The sequence below is a fragment of the Trinickia fusca genome, assembly GCF_003628145.1.
Classification (GTDB): Bacteria; Pseudomonadota; Gammaproteobacteria; order Burkholderiales; family Burkholderiaceae; genus Trinickia; species Trinickia fusca.
The window spans coordinates 1-17,388 of the sequence record NZ_RBZV01000001.1; the positions used below are offsets into that span (position 1 = coordinate 1).

Here is a 17,388-nt window from a genome sequence, read left to right on the forward strand (position 1 = left end):
ACAAGTGTGTTTCTACACGCTCAGGATTGAGTCCGCATTCGTGCCGCAATCACTACCTCATTACACACAATACTTCTTCCCAGATTGGCTGGTCGCTCAACACAGCGACCAGCAACAAGTCATGCCTGATGACCATAGCGAGTTGGTACCACCCCTTCCCATCCCGAACAGGACCGTGAAACGACTCCACGCCGATGATAGTGCGGATTCCCGTGTGAAAGTAGGTAATCGTCAGGCTCCCCAATCGACAAACCCCCGGTGCGCTTACTCAAGCCCCGGGGGTTTGTGCTTTTACGGCCCCAAAAAACTCGATCCCACCGCTAAAGCTACCCGTGCTACTCGCTCGAGTAGCGCGACGCGCTCAGCTCTCGCTCGAGTGTTTCCCCGCAAGCAGATTCATTTCATCTCGTTCTTGAACGTCGCCTGAGCGAGGCGCGTATCATCGATGTTTCAGGCCGTTAGCCCTGGCTGTCATCATGGTGTCCGGGGTCGGTCGATTTGGCTTGATGGCACCTCGATGCCCGCATGCCATCGGTCCCCTGCAGCGATGAACGATTCCGACGCCGAATTTCCTGTTGCTCCGCCGACGCCCTTGAAAGGGCGCGGTGCGGTCACGAACCTTCAAGGGCGCTACGAACTCGATCAGCGCGAAGCGTTCGACGACGGCTGGGCGGAGGAAGAAGGGGAGTCGCCACGGCTGCGTACGCAAGTTTTTGAAGAGCGCGCGAAAAGTATCCTCACGCGCAACAGCTCACCGGATATTCCGTTCGGCGTGTCATTGAACCCGTATCGTGGGTGCGAGCACGGCTGCATCTACTGTTTCGCACGACCGACGCACAGCTATTTGGGACTTTCTCCCGGCCTGGACTTCGAAAGCCACCTTTATGCGAAAGTCAACGCGCCCGAATTGCTGCGGCGCGAACTCGCCAAGAAAAGCTATGTCCCCGAGCCGATCGCGCTAGGCGTCAATACCGACGCCTATCAGCCCATCGAGCGCGAGCTGCGGCTCACCCGACGCATCATCGAAGTGCTGTACGAGCATGGACATCCCTTTGCCGCGATCACGAAATCGTCGCTGATCGAACGCGACATTGATCTGTTGGCACCTCTGGCAGCGCGCTCGCTGGTCATGGCCGCCATTACCATTACGACGCTCGATGCTGAGATCGCGCGTACGTTAGAGCCGCGCGCAGCAACGCCATCGCGCAGATTGCGCACGATTCGCGCCTTGAGCGAAGCCGGCATTCCCGTCGGCGTCAGCATCGCGCCCGTGATCCCGTTCGTTACCGAGCCCGATCTCGAACGGGTGCTCGAGGCATGTGCCGAGGCCGGCGCCACGAGCGCGAGTTACATTGTGCTGCGCTTGCCTTGGGAAGTCGCGCCGCTGTTCAAGGATTGGTTGGCCGCGCACTTTCCCGATCGGGCCGAACGCGTGATGGCGCGTGTCCGGGATATGCGCGGGGGCAAGGATTACGACGCCTCGTTTGCGCATCGCATGAAAGGCGAGGGCGTGTGGGCCGATCTGATCAAGCAACGTTTCCGCAAGGCGGTCAAGCGGCTCGGGCTGAACGAGCGTCAGAACGGCATCCTCGACATGTCGCAGTTCAAGAGCCCGTCTCCGCACGACAAGCCGAGTCCACAGCTCAGCTTGTTTTGACGCGCTAATGCCGTTCTATTGCGAAAGTGTTTTGGCGGCGTCGACTTGTGATTCGAAGTAGGTTTGGAAGGTCAGCGCGAGCCCGCTCATCAACAAGAAAGCACCGATCAACAGCGAGAAAATCACGATGAACACGACCGTCCAGCCAGATTGACTTTGCTCGTCCGTCTGCGCATTGAATTGTGCATCCCACTTCTCATCGGGACGCAGCCCGTAGACGATCGCAGCGAGAAAGGCCGCTAACACCGAAACGGCACCAGGAAAGGCCAGCATCCAGCCCAGCATCGACGTGCGGTCGCTCGAGATCAGCAGCAATACACCCGGAATGCCCAGGGCGGTTGCCACGATGTGGGCCCAGCCGAAAATATCGCGCCAGCCGTACAGATAAAAGCGATGTGCCCCAATGCTGCCGAGCAGAAAGGACAGAGCAGCAGTGAGCGTTTTCGAGCGGAAGCGGGGACGGCTTGAAGGGCGGTCGGACATAAGGTGTCAGTCGGGGCGAGGAATCGTCGGGGCGCTCCGTGCGGCGGGCTCGCGGCACGGAGCGCGCATTTTACGCCGCTCGCGCGCCGGCAGGCAGGTTCGCGTGGTGCGTCTTTTCGCAGCGGTTGGGGTAAGTGTTTGTTATGGTTTCGATTTCCCGCTATAATCGAACGTTTCAGTGGTTCCGAACCCCCGGTTTTCAAGGATTACAGTATGGTCATCATCCGCTTGGCACGTGGCGGCTCGAAGAAGCGCCCGTTCTACAACATCGTCGCAACCGATTCGCGTAACCGTCGCGACGGTCGCTTCATCGAGCGCGTCGGCTTCTACAACCCGGTCGCGACGAAGGGCGAATCGCTGCGCATCGCGCAAGACCGCCTCACGTACTGGCAAGGCGTTGGCGCACAACTGTCGCCGACCGTCGAGCGTCTCGTGAAGCAAGCGCAAAAGGCGCAACCGGTTGCTTAATCGTTGTCCCCGCGGCCTGTCGCTTCGGCATGCCGCGAACGTCGTTTCGGAGTCCGTCGATGTCCGCTCGTGATTCGGGTGGCGCCGGGCGCAGCAAAGGTGCTGCCCGCGCGCAAGCATCGTTCGGCGCATTCGTCCGTAAGCCGGCTCCCAAAGCTGCAGCTGCGACCGAGTCAGGAAGCGAGTTGCGCACCGAAACGGCGGATTCCTGGCCCGACGATGCCGTCGAGGTGGGTGCCGTCGTCGACGCCTATGGCCTGAAAGGCTGGGTGAAGGTGGCTGCGCACGCGAGCTCTGGGCAGGGCGGGGATGCGCTCACGAGTGCGAAACGCTGGTGGCTCGCCAAAGGGCCCGAGCGTAAATCGACGCCGGTGCTGCAGGCAAAGGTGCACAGCGACAGCATCGTCGCTCATCTGGGTGGTTCGGATGATCGAGACGGTGCCCTGGCGCTGCGCGGCTATCGCGTGCACGTTCGCCGTGGCGACTTTCCGGCGTTGAGCGCAGACGAGTTTTATTGGGTTGATCTGCTCGGCCTCGATGTCGTCAACGAGGCAGGTGTGGCGCTGGGGCGTGTCGTCGATCTGATCGACAACGGCGCCCATTCGGTGCTGCGTATCGAGTATCCGTCGATTGGCAAGGACGGGCAGCCCACGAGCGGCGAACGGTTGATTCCGTTCGTCGGCGTGTATGTGAAAACGGTCGACCAGGCGGGCAAACGCATCGTCGTCGATTGGGAAGCCGATTACTGAGCATGGTCGAGACCACGGGCAGCGCGATGCAGTTCGATATCGTCACGCTATTTCCGGAGATGTTCCGGGCGCTGACCGATTGGGGCATCACGAGCCGCGCGGTCAAGCAGGAGCGCTTCGCACTGCGCACGTGGAATCCGCGCGATTTCACGACGGACAACTACCGTACGGTCGACGATCGTCCGTATGGCGGTGGGCCCGGCATGGTGATGCTCGCCAAGCCGCTCGAAGCCGCGATTCAAGCGGCGAAAGCTGCGCAGGCCGAGCGGGGTGTCACAGGCGCGCGCGTAGTGATGATGTCGCCGCAAGGCGCAAGGCTCGATCATGAGCGCGTCATGCGGTTTGCGCATGAGCCTGGTCTCATCCTGCTTTGCGGACGTTATGAGGCGATCGATCAACGGCTCGTCGAACGCTGCGTCGATGAGGAAGTGAGCCTCGGCGACTTCGTGCTGTCCGGTGGTGAACTGCCGGCGATGGCGCTGATGGATGCTGTGGTTCGGCACTTGCCTGGCGTGCTCAACGATGCGCAGTCGGCGGTGCAGGACAGTTTCGTCGACGGGTTGCTGGATTGCCCGCACTACACGCGCCCCGAGGAATACGAGGGCATGCGCGTGCCCGATGTGCTGCTCGGCGGCCATCACGCGGAAATCGAGCAGTGGCGTCGTCGCGAAGCGCTGAGAAATACTGCTGCGAAGCGGCCCGATCTGATCGAGCGCGCGAAGCGCAACAAGATGTTGAGCCGTGCCGACGAGGCATGGCTCGCAAGTCTTGCCAAGGCGCCGCCGAAGACTTGAGTCTTCGGCGACGTATCGGCAGGGCATAGGCGGCACCGTGCATGCGTGCACGGCGCCAGTTGTGAACCCATCCTCTATCGGGACCGTGTCGAGCATCGCCATGCGAGCGAAGACCGGTGCAAACGCCGACAAGATGGTTCTAGGAGTCAGTCATGAATCTGATTGCAAAACTCGAGCAGGAAGAAATCGAGCGCGTGCTCGCCGATAAGAAAATCCCCGAATTCGCTCCTGGCGATACGGTGATCGTGAACGTGAACGTGGTGGAAGGTACCCGCAAGCGCGTTCAGGCGTACGAAGGCGTCGTGATCGCGAAGCGTAACCGCGGTCTGAACTCGTCGTTCATCGTTCGCAAGATCTCGTCGGGCGAAGGCGTCGAGCGTACGTTCCAAACCTACTCGCCGCTGCTGGCAAGCATCGTCGTCAAGCGTCGCGGTGACGTTCGTCGCGCGAAGCTGTACTACCTGCGCGAGCGTTCGGGCAAGTCGGCACGTATCAAGGAAAAGCTGGTCTCGAAGGACCGCGCTGCTTCCTGAGCGTAAGAGCTGTAAGAAAAAGCACCCGTCCCGGGTGCTTTTTTGTTTGTCGGGCCACAATGGCGGATGTCCGCCGATTGACGAGAGCCACATTGATTCGCCCCGTTTTTGAACCCGAGTCGCTGCCGGTGGAAGCCACCGGCGCTCACTTGCCCGCCGTCGCCGCCGAGAGGCTGACGGCCGAAGGGCTGCGTGCGCGCTTTGCGCAGCGGCTCGTCTGGGAGCCCGAGCCGGTCGAAAGGCCTTGGTTCGGGGGGCGTGATCCACGGGCGGCCGCCGTGCTCGTGCCGCTCGTCGTGCGCGAGCAGGGGCTCACTGTGCTGCTCACGCAACGCGCCGATCATCTGAGTGATCATGCCGGGCAGGTCAGCTTCCCGGGCGGGCGTCGCGAGCCGAGCGATGCGAACGCCGTCGCGACCGCACTGCGCGAGGCACGAGAAGAGGTGGCGCTGGCGTCGGAGTGCGTCGAAGTGCTTGGAGCATTACCCGATTACCTGACGGGCACCGGGTTCCGCGTCACGCCTGTCGTCGGTCTCGTGCACGAGCCGTTTTCGGTGCAAGCGGACACGCTCGAGGTGGCCGAGATCTTCGAGGTGCCGCTGGCGTTTCTGATGAACCCGGCCAACCATGAGGTGCGGCGGCTAAGCTGGGAGGGCGGGGAGCGCCGCTTCTTCTCCATGCCTTATCCTCGCGCGGGCACCGGCGGCCATTACTTCATCTGGGGCGCCACGGCAGCCATGCTGCGTAACTTCTATCGCTTTCTCAGAGCCTGAATGCGGCAGTCTCCCGGCAGTCTTTCATCACGCGCGCAATCGAACACACGGCGTTCCTGCTCCGCGGCCGTGTGCTATCGTTACGCGACAATCGCATAACTCGAATTGCCACGGCGCTTCGCATGACTTTTTTCTCCGTATTGCTGGCTCTCGTTATCGAACAGTTGCGCGCGCTCTCGCCGAACAATCCGGTCTTCGCGCTGCTGCAATATCACGCGGAGTGGGCCGCGCAAGGCTTCGACGCCGGCAAGCAAAAGCATGGCGTTCTAGCCTGGCTCGTCGTCGTGCTGCCGTGGACACTCGCCGTGGCGGCCGTCTATTACGTCCTCTATCACATCAGTTTCGTATTGGCGTTTCTGTGGAACGTCGTCATCGTTTATTTCACGCTCGGATTTCGGCAGTTCAGCCATTACTTCACCGATATCCACCTCGCACTCAATAACGACGACGTGCCGCGGGCGCGAGAAATCCTCAGCGAATGGACCGGCATGGATACCGTCGATATGCCCGTTGGCGAGATCGTGCGTCATACGCTGATTCATGCCGTCGTCGCCTCGCACCGTCATGTATTCGGCGTGTTCTTCTGGTTCCTCGTGCCGATCGGGCCGGCCGGTGCCGTGCTGTACCGGATCTCCGAGTATCTGTCGCGCAGTTGGTCCGCGCCGGCAGAGGGCGAGCGTACCGTGGCGTTCGCGTCGTTCGCCCAGCGCGCATTCTTCGTCATCGACTGGCTGCCGGCCCGTCTGACGTCGCTGGGCTTTGCGATCGTCGGCAACTTCGAAGACGCCATCTATGCATGGCGCAACCACTCGCGTCAGTGGCTCGACGTCAACGATGGCGTGCTGTTGGCCGCGGGTAGCGGTGCGCTGGGGGCGCGCCTGGCCGGTCCCCTCGCGGAGCCGTCGAGTCTCGATGCGCTCGGTGCTGGCGACGGCGGCCCGCTGTCGGTCGGCGACGACTGCACGCCGCGCACGCTGCAATCGGCCGTCGGCCTGGTCTGGCGCGCCGTCATTCTGTGGATGATCCTGCTGCTGATGCTGACGATCGCCGTGTGGGTCGGCCGATAAGGCCAGGGCGGGCGTGAACGGGCGGGCGGGAGGCTTTGCCTGGCGCCGGCCTCAGCCTGTACCCAGATCGCGTGTGGCGCCGCACTGCCAGCACTCGGTGAACTGCGCTTCTAGCCATTCGCCGCAGTGAGCACAGCGCCACGGCGTCGCACCGGGCTCCGGCCCGTGTGTGGCAGCTTCGATGATTTTTCTCGCCAGGCGCTCGTCGCGTTCGTCGACGAGCCACAACTCCGGCGCGCATTGCTCAGCCGGTATTTCACCGAGCGCGCCGGTCAGATAGCGATTGTGCAGCTCGCAGGCGATGCCGGCGACGTTGAGCAGATTGACCCAGTGCTGGCCAATGACGGGGTTCGGAGCGTGCATCAACTTCAGCATGACTGTGCCTCTCAATGCCGTCCAATGCCTCTTAGCGCACGATCTGGCTCGCTTCGTGCAAGAGCTGCGCATAGAGCGCATGCCGTTCGCGTGCGATATCTCCCGCGGTCACCGCTTCGAGAATCGCGCAGCCAGGCTCGTGCAGATGATGGCAGTTGTAGAACCTGCAATGCGCGAGCAACGGGCGAAACTCCGGTAGTGCGCGCTCGAGCTGGCCTTCGGTCAGATGATAGAGGCCGAATTCCTGAAAGCCTGGCGAATCGATCAGCGCGCCACCGGCCGCGAGTGGGTAGAGCCGCGTGAACGTCGTCGTGTGGCGGCCGCTGTTCAAGGCGGTCGAAATCTCGCGCGTGGCGGCGTCGGCATCGGGGACGAGCAAATTGACGAGCGTCGACTTCCCCATGCCCGACTGGCCCAGCAGCAGCGTCGCGTGTCCGTGCAGATGGTCGACGAGCGCTTCACGGGCGTGATCGGGGCGTGCCTTGATCGACAGCTCTAGCACCTCGTAACCGAGCGAGGCGTACGGCGCAAGCCGGGCACGCGCAGCGGGCAGGGCAGCTTCGACGTCGGTCTTGTTCAGCACGATCAACGGTTTGAGCGCATTGGCTTCCGCGGCCACCAGCGCGCGGCCGAGCAGGTCCTCGCTGAAGTACGGTTCGGTTGCCAGCACGATCAGCAACTGGTCGAGATTGGCCGCGAACAGCTTGGACTTGTACTGATCGGAGCGGTACAGGAGATTGCGCCGCTCGCCGATTTCGACGATCACGCCCTGATCGGCCGACGTCGGCTCATAAATGACGCGATCGCCGACCGCCACGTCGCTTTTCTTGCCGCGCGGAAAGCACTGCACGAGCGTATGTGCGCTGCCTTCCGGCGAGACGATGTAGTGGCGGCCGTGTGCCGCGATGACGAGCCCTTGCACGCGCTCGGCGCTGGACGGGCGTCGCGTCGTGGGGGTGGCTTTGGTGGGGCGGGTGCTCATGCGTGGCGTAACAGGCGATCGATCCGTTGCGAGGCAGGCGGATGCGAGTAGTAGAAGGCGGTGTAGATCGGATCGGGCGTCAGCGTCGCTGCGTTGTCTTCATACAGTTTCACGAGCGCATTGACTAGCGCCTTTGCGTCGGTTTGGCTTGCGGCGAACGCGTCGGCTTCGAACTCATGCTTGCGCGAGCTCAGGCTGCCGAGCGGGGTCACGAAGAACAGGAACACCGGCAGGGCGAGGAAGAACAGCACGAGCGCCAGGCCGTCGTTGCTGCCGGCCATGGACGGACGCACGCCGAGCCCTTCATAGAACCAGGTGCGTTGCGTCAGCCAGCCCAGCAACGCGAGCAGCGCGAGGCTGAGCGCGAACGTGATCAGCATGCGCTTGATGACGTGGCGGCGCTTGAAGTGGCCGAGCTCGTGCGCGAGCACGGCCTCGATCTCGTTGCCCGACAGGCGTGCGAGCAGGGTATCGAAGAACACGATGCGCTTGGCCGCGCCAAAGCCCGTGAAGTAGGCGTTGCCGTGTGCCGAGCGGCGGCTGCCGTCCATGACGAAGAGGCCTTTGGCGGCGAAGCCGCAGCGTCGCATCAGCGCTTCGATGCGGGTTTTAAGCGCCTCGTCGGTCAACGGCTCGAACTTGTTGAAGAGCGGGGCGATCAAGGTCGGATACAGCACCAGCACAAGCAACTGGAAGCCGACCACGACGACCCACGCCCACAGCCACCACAGGCTGCCGGCCTGGTTCATGAGCCACAGCACGACGAACAGCAGCGGCAGGCCGAAGGCCGCGCCAAGGGCCGTGCCCTTGAGCAGATCGGCGAAGAAGATGCCTTTGGTCATGCGATTGAAGCCGAAGCGCTCTTCGACGACGAATTGCCGGTAATAGTCGAACGGCAGGTCGATCGCGCTCGTGACGGCGACGACGGCCGCAACCAAGCCGATCTGGCCCACGTAGCCGTGGCCGAGCCAGCGCGAGACGGCGAGTTCGAGCGCCTGCACGCCGCCCAGCAGCGTCAGGCCCACGAGCACGGCGGCGCCGACGACGACTTCGAGCATCGCAAGCCGCGTGCGCTCGATCGTGTAGTCAGCCGCACGTTGATGCGCGGCCAGTGCGATCGTGTCCGCGAATTGGGGCGGCACTGCGCCCCGATGCGCTTGCACGAAGCGGATCTGGCGCGAAGCAAGCCAGAGCTTGGTGCCGACCATGGCGAGCACCATCGCGGCGAACAAGGCGGTGAAGTAAAGAGAGGGCATCGCGGAAGTCCGGGGTATCTATGCGACAATTATAAAGTTTCGCCGCACCAGCAGATGCATGGTGTGGCGCACGCAGGCCGTCTTTCGTTGACGGCCGTTCTTCAGGCGATGCTGCATTGCCGTGCACGCCAACCGTTTTGCTTCGGAATCTATTGTTCATGACTGACATTCTCGAACCCGTCGGCGAGACGACGCTCGCGCGCACCGAGATGAATCTCATCTGGCTCGACATGGAAATGACGGGGCTCGAGCCCGATACGGACCGCATCCTCGAAGTGGCTGTGGTCGTCACGAATTCGACGCTCGACAAAATGGTGGAGGGCCCCGTGCTCGCCATTCACCAGAGCGACGAGACGCTCGACAAGATGGACGAGTGGAACAAGAACACGCACGGCCGCTCGGGGCTCATCGAGCGCGTGCGCGCGTCGACCGTCACCGAAGCCGAGGCGACCGAGATCATTCGCACGTTCCTCGGCGAGTACGTGCCGCCCGGCAAGTCGCCGATGTGCGGTAACTCGATCTGTCAGGACCGCCGTTTCATGGCGCGCTGGATGCCCGAACTCGAGCGCTTTTTCCACTATCGCAATCTCGATGTGAGCACGCTCAAGGAGCTGTGCCGCCGCTGGCAGCCCGCGATCTACAAGGGCTTTCAAAAGCGCGCGATGCATACGGCGCTCGCTGATATCCACGAGTCGATCGACGAGCTCAAGTACTACCGCCAGCATTTTCTCGTCGCCGCGCCTGCCGTGCCCGTCGAGGGGAACTGAGTCACTTTGCCGCCGGACGCGCCGCTGCGCGGTGCGTTGCCTGACCTTACCCTTACGCGCGCGGCGGTCGTTGCGCGCTCTTGGGCCGGAATGCCGCGACGACGTCCTCGTGCGTCGTGACGTACGGCCCACCAATCAGATCGATGCAGTACGGCACCGCCGCGAAGATGCCCGGCACCTTCACGGCGCCCGTCGCATCGCGCAAGCCTTCGAGCGTTTCCTGAATCGACTTCGGCTGGCCGGGCAGGTTGATGATCAACGCCGCATGGTCAGCCGTCTCGCGAATGACCGCCACTTGACGCGAGAGGATCGCCGTCGGCACGAATTGCAGGCTGATCTGGCGCATCTGCTCGCCGAAACCCGGCATCTCCTTCGTCGCAACCGCCAGCGTGGCCTCGGGCGTGACGTCGCGCCGTGCCGGGCCCGTGCCGCCCGTCGTCAGCACGAGATCGCAGCCGAGCTCGTCGACGAGCTCGACGAGCGTCGCTGAAATCAAGGCGGGCTCGTCGGGAATCAGGCGGGTCTCGACGCGCCAAGGCGAGGCGAGCGTCTTTTGCAGCCACGCCTGAAGGGCCGGGATGCCCTTGTCTTCATAGACGCCGCTCGTGGCACGGTCGCTGATCGAGACGAGCCCGATACGCACTTCGTCGGGATGGCTACGCTTCGCTATCGTCATCGTCTTCGTCCGTCTCGCTGCCTTGCGCGTCGGCATCGGCGTGGCCACCCGCCGTGGTGCTGGCCGTCTTGATCCATTGGAACAGCTCGCGGAAGTAGCGCGGCGGCTTGCCTTGCTCCGCCTCCTTGCGCGCGTTGCGAATCAGCGTGCGGCCTGCCTGCGCGTCGGCGCCGGGATGCTTGCGCAAGAACTCGGTGAAGGCCGCGTCGTCGGCCAGCAGGCGCTCGCGTGCCTCTTCGATCCAGTGCAGGCGGGCCGTGTCGGCTTTGTTCACGCCGCGGTACGATTCGAGCGCCGTGCGCAGCGCGGCAGTTTCGGCTTCGGTCAGCGTGCGCATGACGCGGCCGATGTACTGGACCTGGCGGCGCTTGCCTTCGTGATCGGTGATGCGCCGTGCTTCGCGCACGGCGTCGGCGAGGCTCTCGGGCATCGGCATGCGTTTGAGCGCGTCTTTCGGCAGCTCGACGAGCGCGACGCCAAGCACTTGCAGTTCATGCATGTCGCGTTTGAGCTGCGATTTGCTGGGGCGGTCGTAGCCGGTTTCCTGGTCGGCCGCGCCGGCCTGGTCCATCGGTTGTATGCGGGTTTTGCGTGTCATGGGCGTCATTGTAGCGCGCGCGATTGCCGCCGCCCGTGCCGTATGGCGTGCCACGCCGACATGTTTCGATACGATGCGGCGGCGCGGACCTTGCTATGATCGCGGGATGCAAACGACGGCCGCGCGCCGCCGCGTACTGCACGGTTCGTTCCGTGCCGTGGCGGGGCCGCGCGCCATGAGAACAGCTCTTACCGGATGGCAACGACGATGGCAGCGGATACGGATACTTCACAACGCTTCTTCCCGCATACGCAAGACGAACTCAAGGAAATCGCCTCGGACATCCTGCGCCATGCGAAATCGCTGGGCGCAAGCGATGCCGCGACGGAAATCTCCGAAGGCGACGGCTTGTCGGTGTCGGTGCGCCGCGGCGAAGTCGAAACGATCGAACACAACCGCGACAAGATGGTCGGCGTGACGGTGTTCATCGGCACCAAGCGCGGCAATGCGAGCACCTCGGATTTCTCGAAGGAGGCGCTGCGCGATACGGTCGAGGCCGCTTACAACATCGCGCGCTTTACCGCCGAGGACGACTGTGCGGGGCTCGCCGAAGCCGAACTGCTCGAGACGGCGCCGCGCGATCTCGATCTCTACCACCCGTGGCATCTGGAGGCCGACGAAGCTGTCGAGATCGCGCGCCGCGCCGAGGATGCGGCGTTCGCGACCGATGGGCAGATCCGCAATTCCGAAGGCGCCAGCGTATCGGCACAGCATTCGCAGTTCGTGCTCGCCACATCGCGCGGCTTTCTGGCCGGCTATCCGTACTCGCGCCACTACATTTCGTGCGCGCCGATCGCGGGCAGCGGGCGCAACATGCAACGCGACGACTGGTACTCGTCCAAGCGCAGTGCGCACGAGCTGGCCCAGCCCGAGGCCATCGGGCGCTACGCGGCCGAGCGCGCGCTCGCGCGGCTTGGTGCGCGCAAGCTCGACACGCGCAAGGTGCCCGTGCTGTTCGAGGCGCCGCTCGCAGCCGGCCTGCTCGGCGCGTTCGTGCAGGCCACGAGCGGCGGCGCGCTGTATCGCAAGACGTCGTTCCTCGTCGACAGCCTCGGCAAGCCGGTGTTCGCGCCGCACGTGCAGGTCGTCGAGGATCCGCACGTGGCACGCGCCATGGGCAGCGCGCCGTTCGACGAGGAAGGGGTGCGCACGCACCGGCGCGACGTCGTGAAGGACGGTGTCGTGCAGGGTTACTTCCTCTCGACGTATTCGGCGCGCAAGCTCGGCATGAAGACGACCGGCAATGCCGGCGGCTCGCACAACCTGTCGCTGCTCAGCTCCGCCACGCGAGCCGACGACGACTTCGAAGCGATGCTGAAGAAGCTCGATACGGGGCTGTTGCTGACGGAGCTGATGGGGCAGGGCGTCAACTATGTGACCGGCGACTATTCGCGTGGCGCCTCGGGCTTTTGGGTCGAAAACGGCAAGATCCAGTACGCGGTCGAGGAAATCACGGTCGCGAGCACGCTGCAGGAGATGTTCAGGAACATCGTCGCGATCGGCGCCGACACGATCGTGCGCGGCACCAAGCACACAGGCTCGGTGCTCATCGAGCGCATGACGATCGCGGGGCAGTGATCGAGCCGCGCTGGCCCGCGCGTTGGCGTCAGCCGGCGCGGGTCACGCGACCGATACGCTGATAAACGACGCGCGCGTAATCGAAACCGTCAGGGCCTTCGGCGCGGAGCGTTTCGTGCGAGACGGCTTCCCATTGCGACGGGTCCGGTGCGGGGAAGGTCGCATCGCCTTCGAAATCGGCGTCGATTTCGGTAATGATGAGTTTGTCCGCGTAGCCGATGCCTTCGCGGTAGAGCTGCGTGCCGCCGATCAGGAACGCTTCAGGCGCGTCGCCGGCTTGCGCGAGCGCAAGCGCTTCGACGATGCCGGCGGCCGTGTCGCAGCCTTCGAAGTGCCGCGTCGCATCGCGCGTCACGACGATGTTACGGCGGCCCGGCAGCGGGCGGCCGATCGATTCGTGCGTCTTGCGGCCCATGATGATGGGCGCGCCCATCGTCGTGCGCTTGAAGAACGCGAGGTCTTCGGGCAAATGCCACGGGAGTTGGTTGTCGCGGCCGATCACGCCGTTGCGGGCGCGAGCGACGATTACAGTCAGCGTCGTCATCGAGAAAAAACCTGGGAACGTAAGAGCCGGGTGCCGCGATTTTACGCGAGGCGGCGCGCGCATTGTTTCGCCCACGCGTGCAGAGGCATGCACATCGCGCGCGAAACGACACGTTGGTACCGCACATCGTGTGTGTGCAGTGGGGTGCAGTGAGGCGCAGCGCTTATGCGTGGGGCGGCTCGTCGGTGCCGTTCGCGTGCGGCGTTGTTCGGTCGTGCTCCGGTTTGTCGTGCTCGGGGGCGGCGGGATCGCGCAGGCCGTGTGCACCCATCAGCCGATACAGCGTCACGCGCGAGATGCCGAGATCGATCGCCGCTTCGTTGAGGCGATGACGATGCCGCAGCAGCGCCGCTTCGATCGCACGCTTTTCGGCGGCGTCGCGCGCTTGGGAGAGCGTGAGCGTTTCTTGCACCGCGAACTGCCCGAGGTCGAGATCTTCGGCGCCGATCAGCTTGCCTTCGGCCATCACGATCGCGCGCCGTACGCGATTGATCAGCTCGCGCACGTTGCCGGGCCACGTATAGCTGTGCATCGCCTGCACCGCGGATGGCGAGAAGCCCCGAATCTTGCGTGTGCTGTCGGCCTTGAACTTGTGCAGGATGTGATGCGCGAGGATTTCGATGTCCTTGCCGCGCGCACGTAACGGCGGTTCGTCGAGGCGCAGCACGCAGAGGCGATGAAACAGGTCCGCGCGAAAACGGCCGTCGCGCATTGCGCCTTCGAGATCGACGTGCGTCGCCGAAATCACGCGCACGTCCACGGCGATCGACTCATGTCCGCCAAGCCGCTCGATCTTGCCTTCCTGCAGGAAACGCAACAGGCTCGCCTGGCTCTCGAGCGGCAGGTCGCCGATTTCGTCGAGAAACAGCGTGCCGCCGTCGGCTGCTTCGACGCGGCCGATCTTGCGTTGATTGGCGCCCGTGAACGCGCCGCGCTCATAGCCGAACAGTTCGGACTGCAACAGATGATGCGGAATCGCGCCGCAGTTGATCGCGACGAACTGCGCCTTGCGCCGCGGCGAGCGCTCGTGGATCGCGACGGCCGTCAGCTCTTTGCCCGTGCCCGATTCGCCGGAGATGAACACCGGCGCGTCGGTGGCGGCCACCTTGCGGATCATGCGAAAGAGCTGCTGCATCGCCTCGCACGTGCCGACCATTTCCGCGTCGCCGGCCGTGGCGAGTCCCGCCGCCATGTCGAGGTCGCACAGCGTCACCATGCCGAGCGCGTGGCCGACGAGATAATCGACGCTCGCATGGGCAGCCGGCAGCTTCAGGTAGTCGAAGCAGTAGTGGCGGATGAGGCGCCGCACGTCGGGGTCAAGGAGGCGCTCGCTGCTTGCGAGTGCGATCCAGCCGATTTGCTGCTGGCGCAGACTCGCGTCGAGCGTGGCGAGGTCGCGCGCGGTGAGCTGGGTCATGTCGACGATGCCGACGCCCGGTACGTCGGGCTTCACGTGACGCGCGCAATCGCTGGCCGAGCGTGCGAGCGTGACTTGCCAGCCACGGCTCGCGAGATACTCGACGAGCGCCTGGTCGGGTTCGCGCGCCACATAAACCAGCGAGCGCGTATCGGCTTGCCGGCCGTCTTCGGCCGCGCCCGCCAGCGATAGCCGCGGCCCGCCCGGTGGGCACGACACGATCGTTGTCAGATGAGATGTGTCTCGCACGATGCACCCGTCATGGTCAGAAGGTATACGGGAACCGCACGCCGACCACGAAGTTCGGCGCATCGGGCGTGAGCCCGATCGACACCGATCCGTTGATCGTCAGATGCTTGTTCACGACATGGTTCAAGCCGAAATTCAGCGCCGCGGCGACCGTTTCGCTGCCCGGCACCTTTTGCCAACCCTGGCCCGGTGCCTGCGTCTGGCTTTGCGGTTCGATCGCCATCGTGTACGACACGCTGGCCGAGTCTTTCTCCGAGAACGCGAGCGCCATGCCCGCGCCCCATTGCACGATGTCGCCGAGCTTGACCTTCGCCGGCTCTGTCTGGCCGACCGTCGACGAAATGTCGGCAAACGAGCGTGCAACGTTATACGTGTACGACAGGCTGCCGAACAGCACGACCGGATCGTAGGTCTTGAGTACCGACAGGCCGCCCGTGATACTCCAGAAGCCCGTGCCGGTCGGCAGCTTGCTCGGGGCGACGAGGTTCGTGTTGTTCGGGTCCACCTGCACGAGCTTGATGCCGAACGGCGACGTACCTGTGGGCGCCTTGACGCGTACGCTGCCGACGATGTCGGGCCAATTCGCGTGTTCTTTGACGAACTGGTAGTAGAGCCCGAAGTTGACGTCGCCGAGCGCGTTCGAGCTCCCCGACGCGTCGGACAGCGAATTGGCCGCGGTGCCCGCGCCGCCGACGATGAAGTTGCTGTGCCGGTAGATGTACGGCACGTCGACGTCGACACTGATGCGGTCGGTCAGGCCATAGCGCGTATCGAGGTCGGCCATCACCTGATGCGATTTCGTCTCGCCCAGATTGATGTTGCCGAGGAAGATCGCGTCGAGCGCGAGGAAGCCCGAAAGCTGCAACTGGCGGCGATCGTAGTAGGTGTCGCTGATGCCCCAGTCGAGCGTGAGCTTGCGATCGAACAGAGGTGCGTGCTCGCGTTGTACGACGGCGCTCTCGGCTTCGGTGCGCGCCGGCTGGGCCGCCTTTTGCGTCGTTCCCACCGCAGTGCCGTCGTTGCCGCTCGTGGTGGGAACGGGCGGGGTGGCCGGCACGCCGGTCGCCGTTTCGCCCGCGCTCTTCGGGCCAGGGGCGCCAGGGGCCGTTTGCGCGAGCGGCGGCAGAGACGGTTGCGGATCGGGCGCGCCGTCGCCGCCGGGCATCGCGCTGCTGTCAGGGCGCGCGCTGACGTCGGGGCCGCTCACGCCGCGGCCGCGCTGCGCCATTTCGAGCTCGACGACCTGCTGCTCGAGTGCGTGGATCTGACGCTGCTGCTGATCGACGAGACGCATCAGCATGTCGAGCCGCGTGGCCAGTGGTTGATCGGCTAGCGCTTGCGCGCAAGCGGGCTGGGCCAGCGCAAGCAGCATGGCCGTGGCCGGTATCGCTGCGCTGGCGCGCGGGGCGGCGAGCCGCCTCCTCGATGAGTGATTCGACATTGTCGTTCCCCCGGTTTCCGGCGTCGCGAGCGATTGTTGCCTCGGGCTCGCGCGCCGATTTGGTCTGCTTGTTCGATATGGTCGGTCCTGTGTTCTGCTCCCGCGCGGCCAGGGTCGCGCGCGTCATCTCCTTGCTATCGCGGCGTTTTGCAACGCCTGAAGGACGCCGAGCTGGCGCAATAGCGCACTCGACATCTGCTGTGTCTGCAGGCTCAGCACCAGTCGATTCGTCACCGCCTGGCCGTTGCCTGCGACTTGAAGCAATTGCGCGATCGAGCCCGGTTGCTGGGCGCTACCCGGCGCGATGGTCTGCGTGGCGACGCCGGCCGGCGTGTTCAACGCCAGCGAGATGCCACTGTTGCCGATGGCGACGCTCGCTGTGATGCTGCCGGAGGTATCGCTTGCGCTTGCGCTGCCGATCCCGGTTCCGCTTCCGCTTCCGCTCGCGCTCGCTGCATGCGTGCCGGCGAGCGGTGCCGTGCTCGCGCCGTTGTAGTCGATGACGGCCGAATTGGTCCCGACGTTGTTGTCGCCGGCCACTTGCGTGATCTGCGATACGCCGTTCACCGAGACGTTCTGGCCGCCGGTCGCGACGGCTGCCGTGTTTGCGCCGTTGTCGCCGACGCCACCGCGGACATGGGCGGACGTGTGCACATGAACCTGATCGTTGCGCGGGGCGGCCGCGTCGACCGCGATCGACGCTTGCGCGACAGCCGCCGCATGGTTCGGCATGTGCCACTTGGAGACGACGTCCAGCACGAAACCCGAGATCGCCTCGGCGCCCGGGTTCTTGCCCGTCTGGCGCGCGAGCACGTCGTCGCCGACGCTCTGCCAGCGCACCGCTTGCGCGTCGGCGCCGAGCGATGCGAGAAACTCCGGAGTCGAAGCGCTGTGCTCGCTGGCACCGGCGCCGCTGGCGAAGCCAAATGTCGCCATGTATAAAGCAAGACTCGCGGAGGAAAGTAGACGCTTCATGATCAG

General features: G+C 64.3%; 19 protein-coding genes and 1 rRNA gene. 10 read left to right on the top strand and 10 right to left on the bottom strand.

The features are described from left to right. Nucleotides 1-124 precede the first annotated feature (124 nt). Together rrf and D7S89_RS00010 are read left to right on the top strand one after the other, a co-directional pair. A 5S ribosomal RNA gene (rrf, locus tag D7S89_RS00005) occupies nt 125-237 on the top strand. A gap of 310 nt (nt 238-547) precedes the next feature. Further along, on the top strand, nt 548-1,657 hold the full coding sequence (locus D7S89_RS00010) for a PA0069 family radical SAM protein (protein ID WP_121274706.1): 1,110 nt from the start codon (nt 548-550) through the stop codon (nt 1,655-1,657). 15 nt (nt 1,658-1,672) lie between these two features. On the opposite strand, the gene D7S89_RS00015 is transcribed toward D7S89_RS00010, so the two are convergent. Next, nucleotides 1,673-2,140 (bottom strand): TM2 domain-containing protein, encoded by a 468-nt coding sequence (locus D7S89_RS00015; protein WP_121274707.1) that lies wholly within the window; start codon nt 2,138-2,140, stop codon nt 1,673-1,675. 213 nt (nt 2,141-2,353) lie between these two features. On the opposite strand from D7S89_RS00015, the gene rpsP reads away from it, so the two are divergent. The 6 genes from rpsP to D7S89_RS00045 all read left to right on the top strand — a co-directional run bounded on the left by rpsP (nt 2,354) and on the right by D7S89_RS00045 (nt 6,524). After that, a complete protein-coding gene (gene rpsP, locus D7S89_RS00020; RefSeq protein WP_121274708.1) occupies nt 2,354-2,608 on the top strand; it encodes a 30S ribosomal protein S16 in 255 nt (84 codons plus the stop codon). Between the two features lie 59 nt (nt 2,609-2,667). Further along, nucleotides 2,668-3,357: a ribosome maturation factor RimM gene (gene rimM / locus D7S89_RS00025; protein ID WP_121275901.1), complete on the top strand. Its 690-nt coding sequence runs from the start codon at nt 2,668-2,670 to the stop codon at nt 3,355-3,357. Between the two features lie 2 nt (nt 3,358-3,359). After that, nucleotides 3,360-4,151 (top strand): tRNA (guanosine(37)-N1)-methyltransferase TrmD, encoded by a 792-nt coding sequence (trmD, locus tag D7S89_RS00030; RefSeq protein WP_121274709.1) that lies wholly within the window; start codon nt 3,360-3,362, stop codon nt 4,149-4,151. Nucleotides 4,152-4,303: 152 nt separating this feature from the next. After that, nucleotides 4,304-4,684 carry a 50S ribosomal protein L19 gene (rplS, locus tag D7S89_RS00035; RefSeq protein ID WP_121274710.1) on the top strand — a complete coding sequence of 127 codons (381 nt, stop codon included), beginning with the start codon at nt 4,304-4,306 and terminating at the stop codon, nt 4,682-4,684. 59 nt (nt 4,685-4,743) lie between these two features. Then, a complete protein-coding gene (locus D7S89_RS00040; RefSeq protein ID WP_183085048.1) occupies nt 4,744-5,457 on the top strand; it encodes a CoA pyrophosphatase in 714 nt (237 codons plus the stop codon). A gap of 122 nt (nt 5,458-5,579) precedes the next feature. Further along, the gene (locus D7S89_RS00045; protein WP_121274712.1) at nt 5,580-6,524 is read left to right on the top strand and encodes a CobD/CbiB family protein; all 945 of its coding nucleotides are present in this window, start codon (nt 5,580-5,582) and stop codon (nt 6,522-6,524) included. A gap of 51 nt (nt 6,525-6,575) precedes the next feature. Here D7S89_RS00045 and D7S89_RS00050 read toward each other — a convergent pair whose 3' ends face one another. The 3 genes from D7S89_RS00050 to D7S89_RS00060 are packed head-to-tail and all read right to left on the bottom strand — an operon-like array spanning nt 6,576 to nt 9,137. After that, nucleotides 6,576-6,896, bottom strand: coding sequence for a putative signal transducing protein (locus D7S89_RS00050; protein ID WP_121275903.1), 321 nt, complete (start codon nt 6,894-6,896; stop codon nt 6,576-6,578). Nucleotides 6,897-6,930: 34 nt separating this feature from the next. After that, entirely contained in the window at nt 6,931-7,881 is a 951-nt protein-coding gene (gene rsgA / locus D7S89_RS00055) for a ribosome small subunit-dependent GTPase A (RefSeq protein WP_121274713.1), read from the bottom strand. Beyond that, complete coding sequence (locus tag D7S89_RS00060; protein ID WP_121274714.1) at nt 7,878-9,137, bottom strand: M48 family metallopeptidase; 1,260 nt, start codon at nt 9,135-9,137, stop codon at nt 7,878-7,880. Before D7S89_RS00060 ends, rsgA begins: the two co-directional genes overlap by 4 nt. 158 nt (nt 9,138-9,295) lie before the next feature. Here D7S89_RS00060 and orn point away from each other — a divergent pair, with 158 nt between their 5' ends. Next, a complete protein-coding gene (gene orn, locus D7S89_RS00065; protein ID WP_121274715.1) occupies nt 9,296-9,904 on the top strand; it encodes an oligoribonuclease in 609 nt (202 codons plus the stop codon). A gap of 52 nt (nt 9,905-9,956) precedes the next feature. Here the strand turns inward: orn and mog are convergent, their stop codons facing one another. Both mog and yjgA read right to left on the bottom strand, forming a co-directional pair. After that, nucleotides 9,957-10,580: a molybdopterin adenylyltransferase gene (gene mog, locus D7S89_RS00070; protein ID WP_121275904.1), complete on the bottom strand. Its 624-nt coding sequence runs from the start codon at nt 10,578-10,580 to the stop codon at nt 9,957-9,959. After that, nucleotides 10,561-11,178 carry a ribosome biogenesis factor YjgA gene (yjgA, locus tag D7S89_RS00075; protein ID WP_281273069.1) on the bottom strand — a complete coding sequence of 206 codons (618 nt, stop codon included), beginning with the start codon at nt 11,176-11,178 and terminating at the stop codon, nt 10,561-10,563. The genes mog and yjgA overlap by 20 nt, the downstream gene beginning before the upstream one ends. A 207-nt stretch (nt 11,179-11,385) precedes the next feature. Between yjgA and pmbA the strand changes: the two genes are divergently transcribed. Further along, nucleotides 11,386-12,756, top strand: a complete 1,371-nt coding sequence (pmbA, locus tag D7S89_RS00080) for a metalloprotease PmbA (protein ID WP_121274717.1) — start codon at nt 11,386-11,388, stop codon at nt 12,754-12,756. A 28-nt stretch (nt 12,757-12,784) separates the two neighbouring features. On the opposite strand, the gene D7S89_RS00085 is transcribed toward pmbA, so the two are convergent. The 4 genes from D7S89_RS00085 to D7S89_RS00100 all read right to left on the bottom strand — a co-directional run bounded on the left by D7S89_RS00085 (nt 12,785) and on the right by D7S89_RS00100 (nt 17,382). Beyond that, nucleotides 12,785-13,300: a dihydrofolate reductase gene (locus D7S89_RS00085; RefSeq protein ID WP_121274718.1), complete on the bottom strand. Its 516-nt coding sequence runs from the start codon at nt 13,298-13,300 to the stop codon at nt 12,785-12,787. 163 nt (nt 13,301-13,463) lie between these two features. After that, nucleotides 13,464-14,903: a sigma-54 dependent transcriptional regulator gene (locus D7S89_RS00090; RefSeq protein WP_245982658.1), complete on the bottom strand. Its 1,440-nt coding sequence runs from the start codon at nt 14,901-14,903 to the stop codon at nt 13,464-13,466. Nucleotides 14,904-14,982: 79 nt separating this feature from the next. Then, complete coding sequence (locus tag D7S89_RS00095) at nt 14,983-16,407, bottom strand: hypothetical protein (RefSeq protein WP_121274720.1); 1,425 nt, start codon at nt 16,405-16,407, stop codon at nt 14,983-14,985. Between the two features lie 123 nt (nt 16,408-16,530). Beyond that, nucleotides 16,531-17,382: a peptidase C39 gene (locus tag D7S89_RS00100; protein ID WP_121274721.1), complete on the bottom strand. Its 852-nt coding sequence runs from the start codon at nt 17,380-17,382 to the stop codon at nt 16,531-16,533. Between the last annotated feature and the right edge of the window lie 6 nt (nt 17,383-17,388).

Bases quoted from the DNA above. Each gene is read 5' to 3' on its own strand.
- D7S89_RS00010 (WP_121274706.1), top strand. From the start codon at position 548: ATGAACGATTCCGACGCCGAATTTCCTGTTGCTCCGCCGACGCCCTTG.
- D7S89_RS00015 (WP_121274707.1), bottom strand. From the start codon at position 2,140: ATGTCCGACCGCCCTTCAAGCCGTCCCCGCTTCCGCTCGAAAACGCTC.
- rpsP (WP_121274708.1), top strand. From the start codon at position 2,354: ATGGTCATCATCCGCTTGGCACGTGGCGGCTCGAAGAAGCGCCCGTTC.
- rimM (WP_121275901.1), top strand. From the start codon at position 2,668: ATGTCCGCTCGTGATTCGGGTGGCGCCGGGCGCAGCAAAGGTGCTGCC.
- trmD (WP_121274709.1), top strand. From the start codon at position 3,360: ATGGTCGAGACCACGGGCAGCGCGATGCAGTTCGATATCGTCACGCTA.
- rplS (WP_121274710.1), top strand. From the start codon at position 4,304: ATGAATCTGATTGCAAAACTCGAGCAGGAAGAAATCGAGCGCGTGCTC.
- D7S89_RS00040 (WP_183085048.1), top strand. From the start codon at position 4,744: ATGGCGGATGTCCGCCGATTGACGAGAGCCACATTGATTCGCCCCGTT.
- D7S89_RS00045 (WP_121274712.1), top strand. From the start codon at position 5,580: ATGACTTTTTTCTCCGTATTGCTGGCTCTCGTTATCGAACAGTTGCGC.
- rsgA (WP_121274713.1), bottom strand. From the start codon at position 7,881: ATGAGCACCCGCCCCACCAAAGCCACCCCCACGACGCGACGCCCGTCC.
- D7S89_RS00060 (WP_121274714.1), bottom strand. From the start codon at position 9,137: ATGCCCTCTCTTTACTTCACCGCCTTGTTCGCCGCGATGGTGCTCGCC.
- orn (WP_121274715.1), top strand. From the start codon at position 9,296: ATGACTGACATTCTCGAACCCGTCGGCGAGACGACGCTCGCGCGCACC.
- mog (WP_121275904.1), bottom strand. From the start codon at position 10,580: ATGACGATAGCGAAGCGTAGCCATCCCGACGAAGTGCGTATCGGGCTC.
- yjgA (WP_281273069.1), bottom strand. From the start codon at position 11,178: ATGACACGCAAAACCCGCATACAACCGATGGACCAGGCCGGCGCGGCC.
- pmbA (WP_121274717.1), top strand. From the start codon at position 11,386: ATGGCAGCGGATACGGATACTTCACAACGCTTCTTCCCGCATACGCAA.
- D7S89_RS00085 (WP_121274718.1), bottom strand. From the start codon at position 13,300: ATGACGACGCTGACTGTAATCGTCGCTCGCGCCCGCAACGGCGTGATC.
- D7S89_RS00095 (WP_121274720.1), bottom strand. From the start codon at position 16,407: ATGTCGAATCACTCATCGAGGAGGCGGCTCGCCGCCCCGCGCGCCAGC.
- D7S89_RS00100 (WP_121274721.1), bottom strand. From the start codon at position 17,382: ATGAAGCGTCTACTTTCCTCCGCGAGTCTTGCTTTATACATGGCGACA.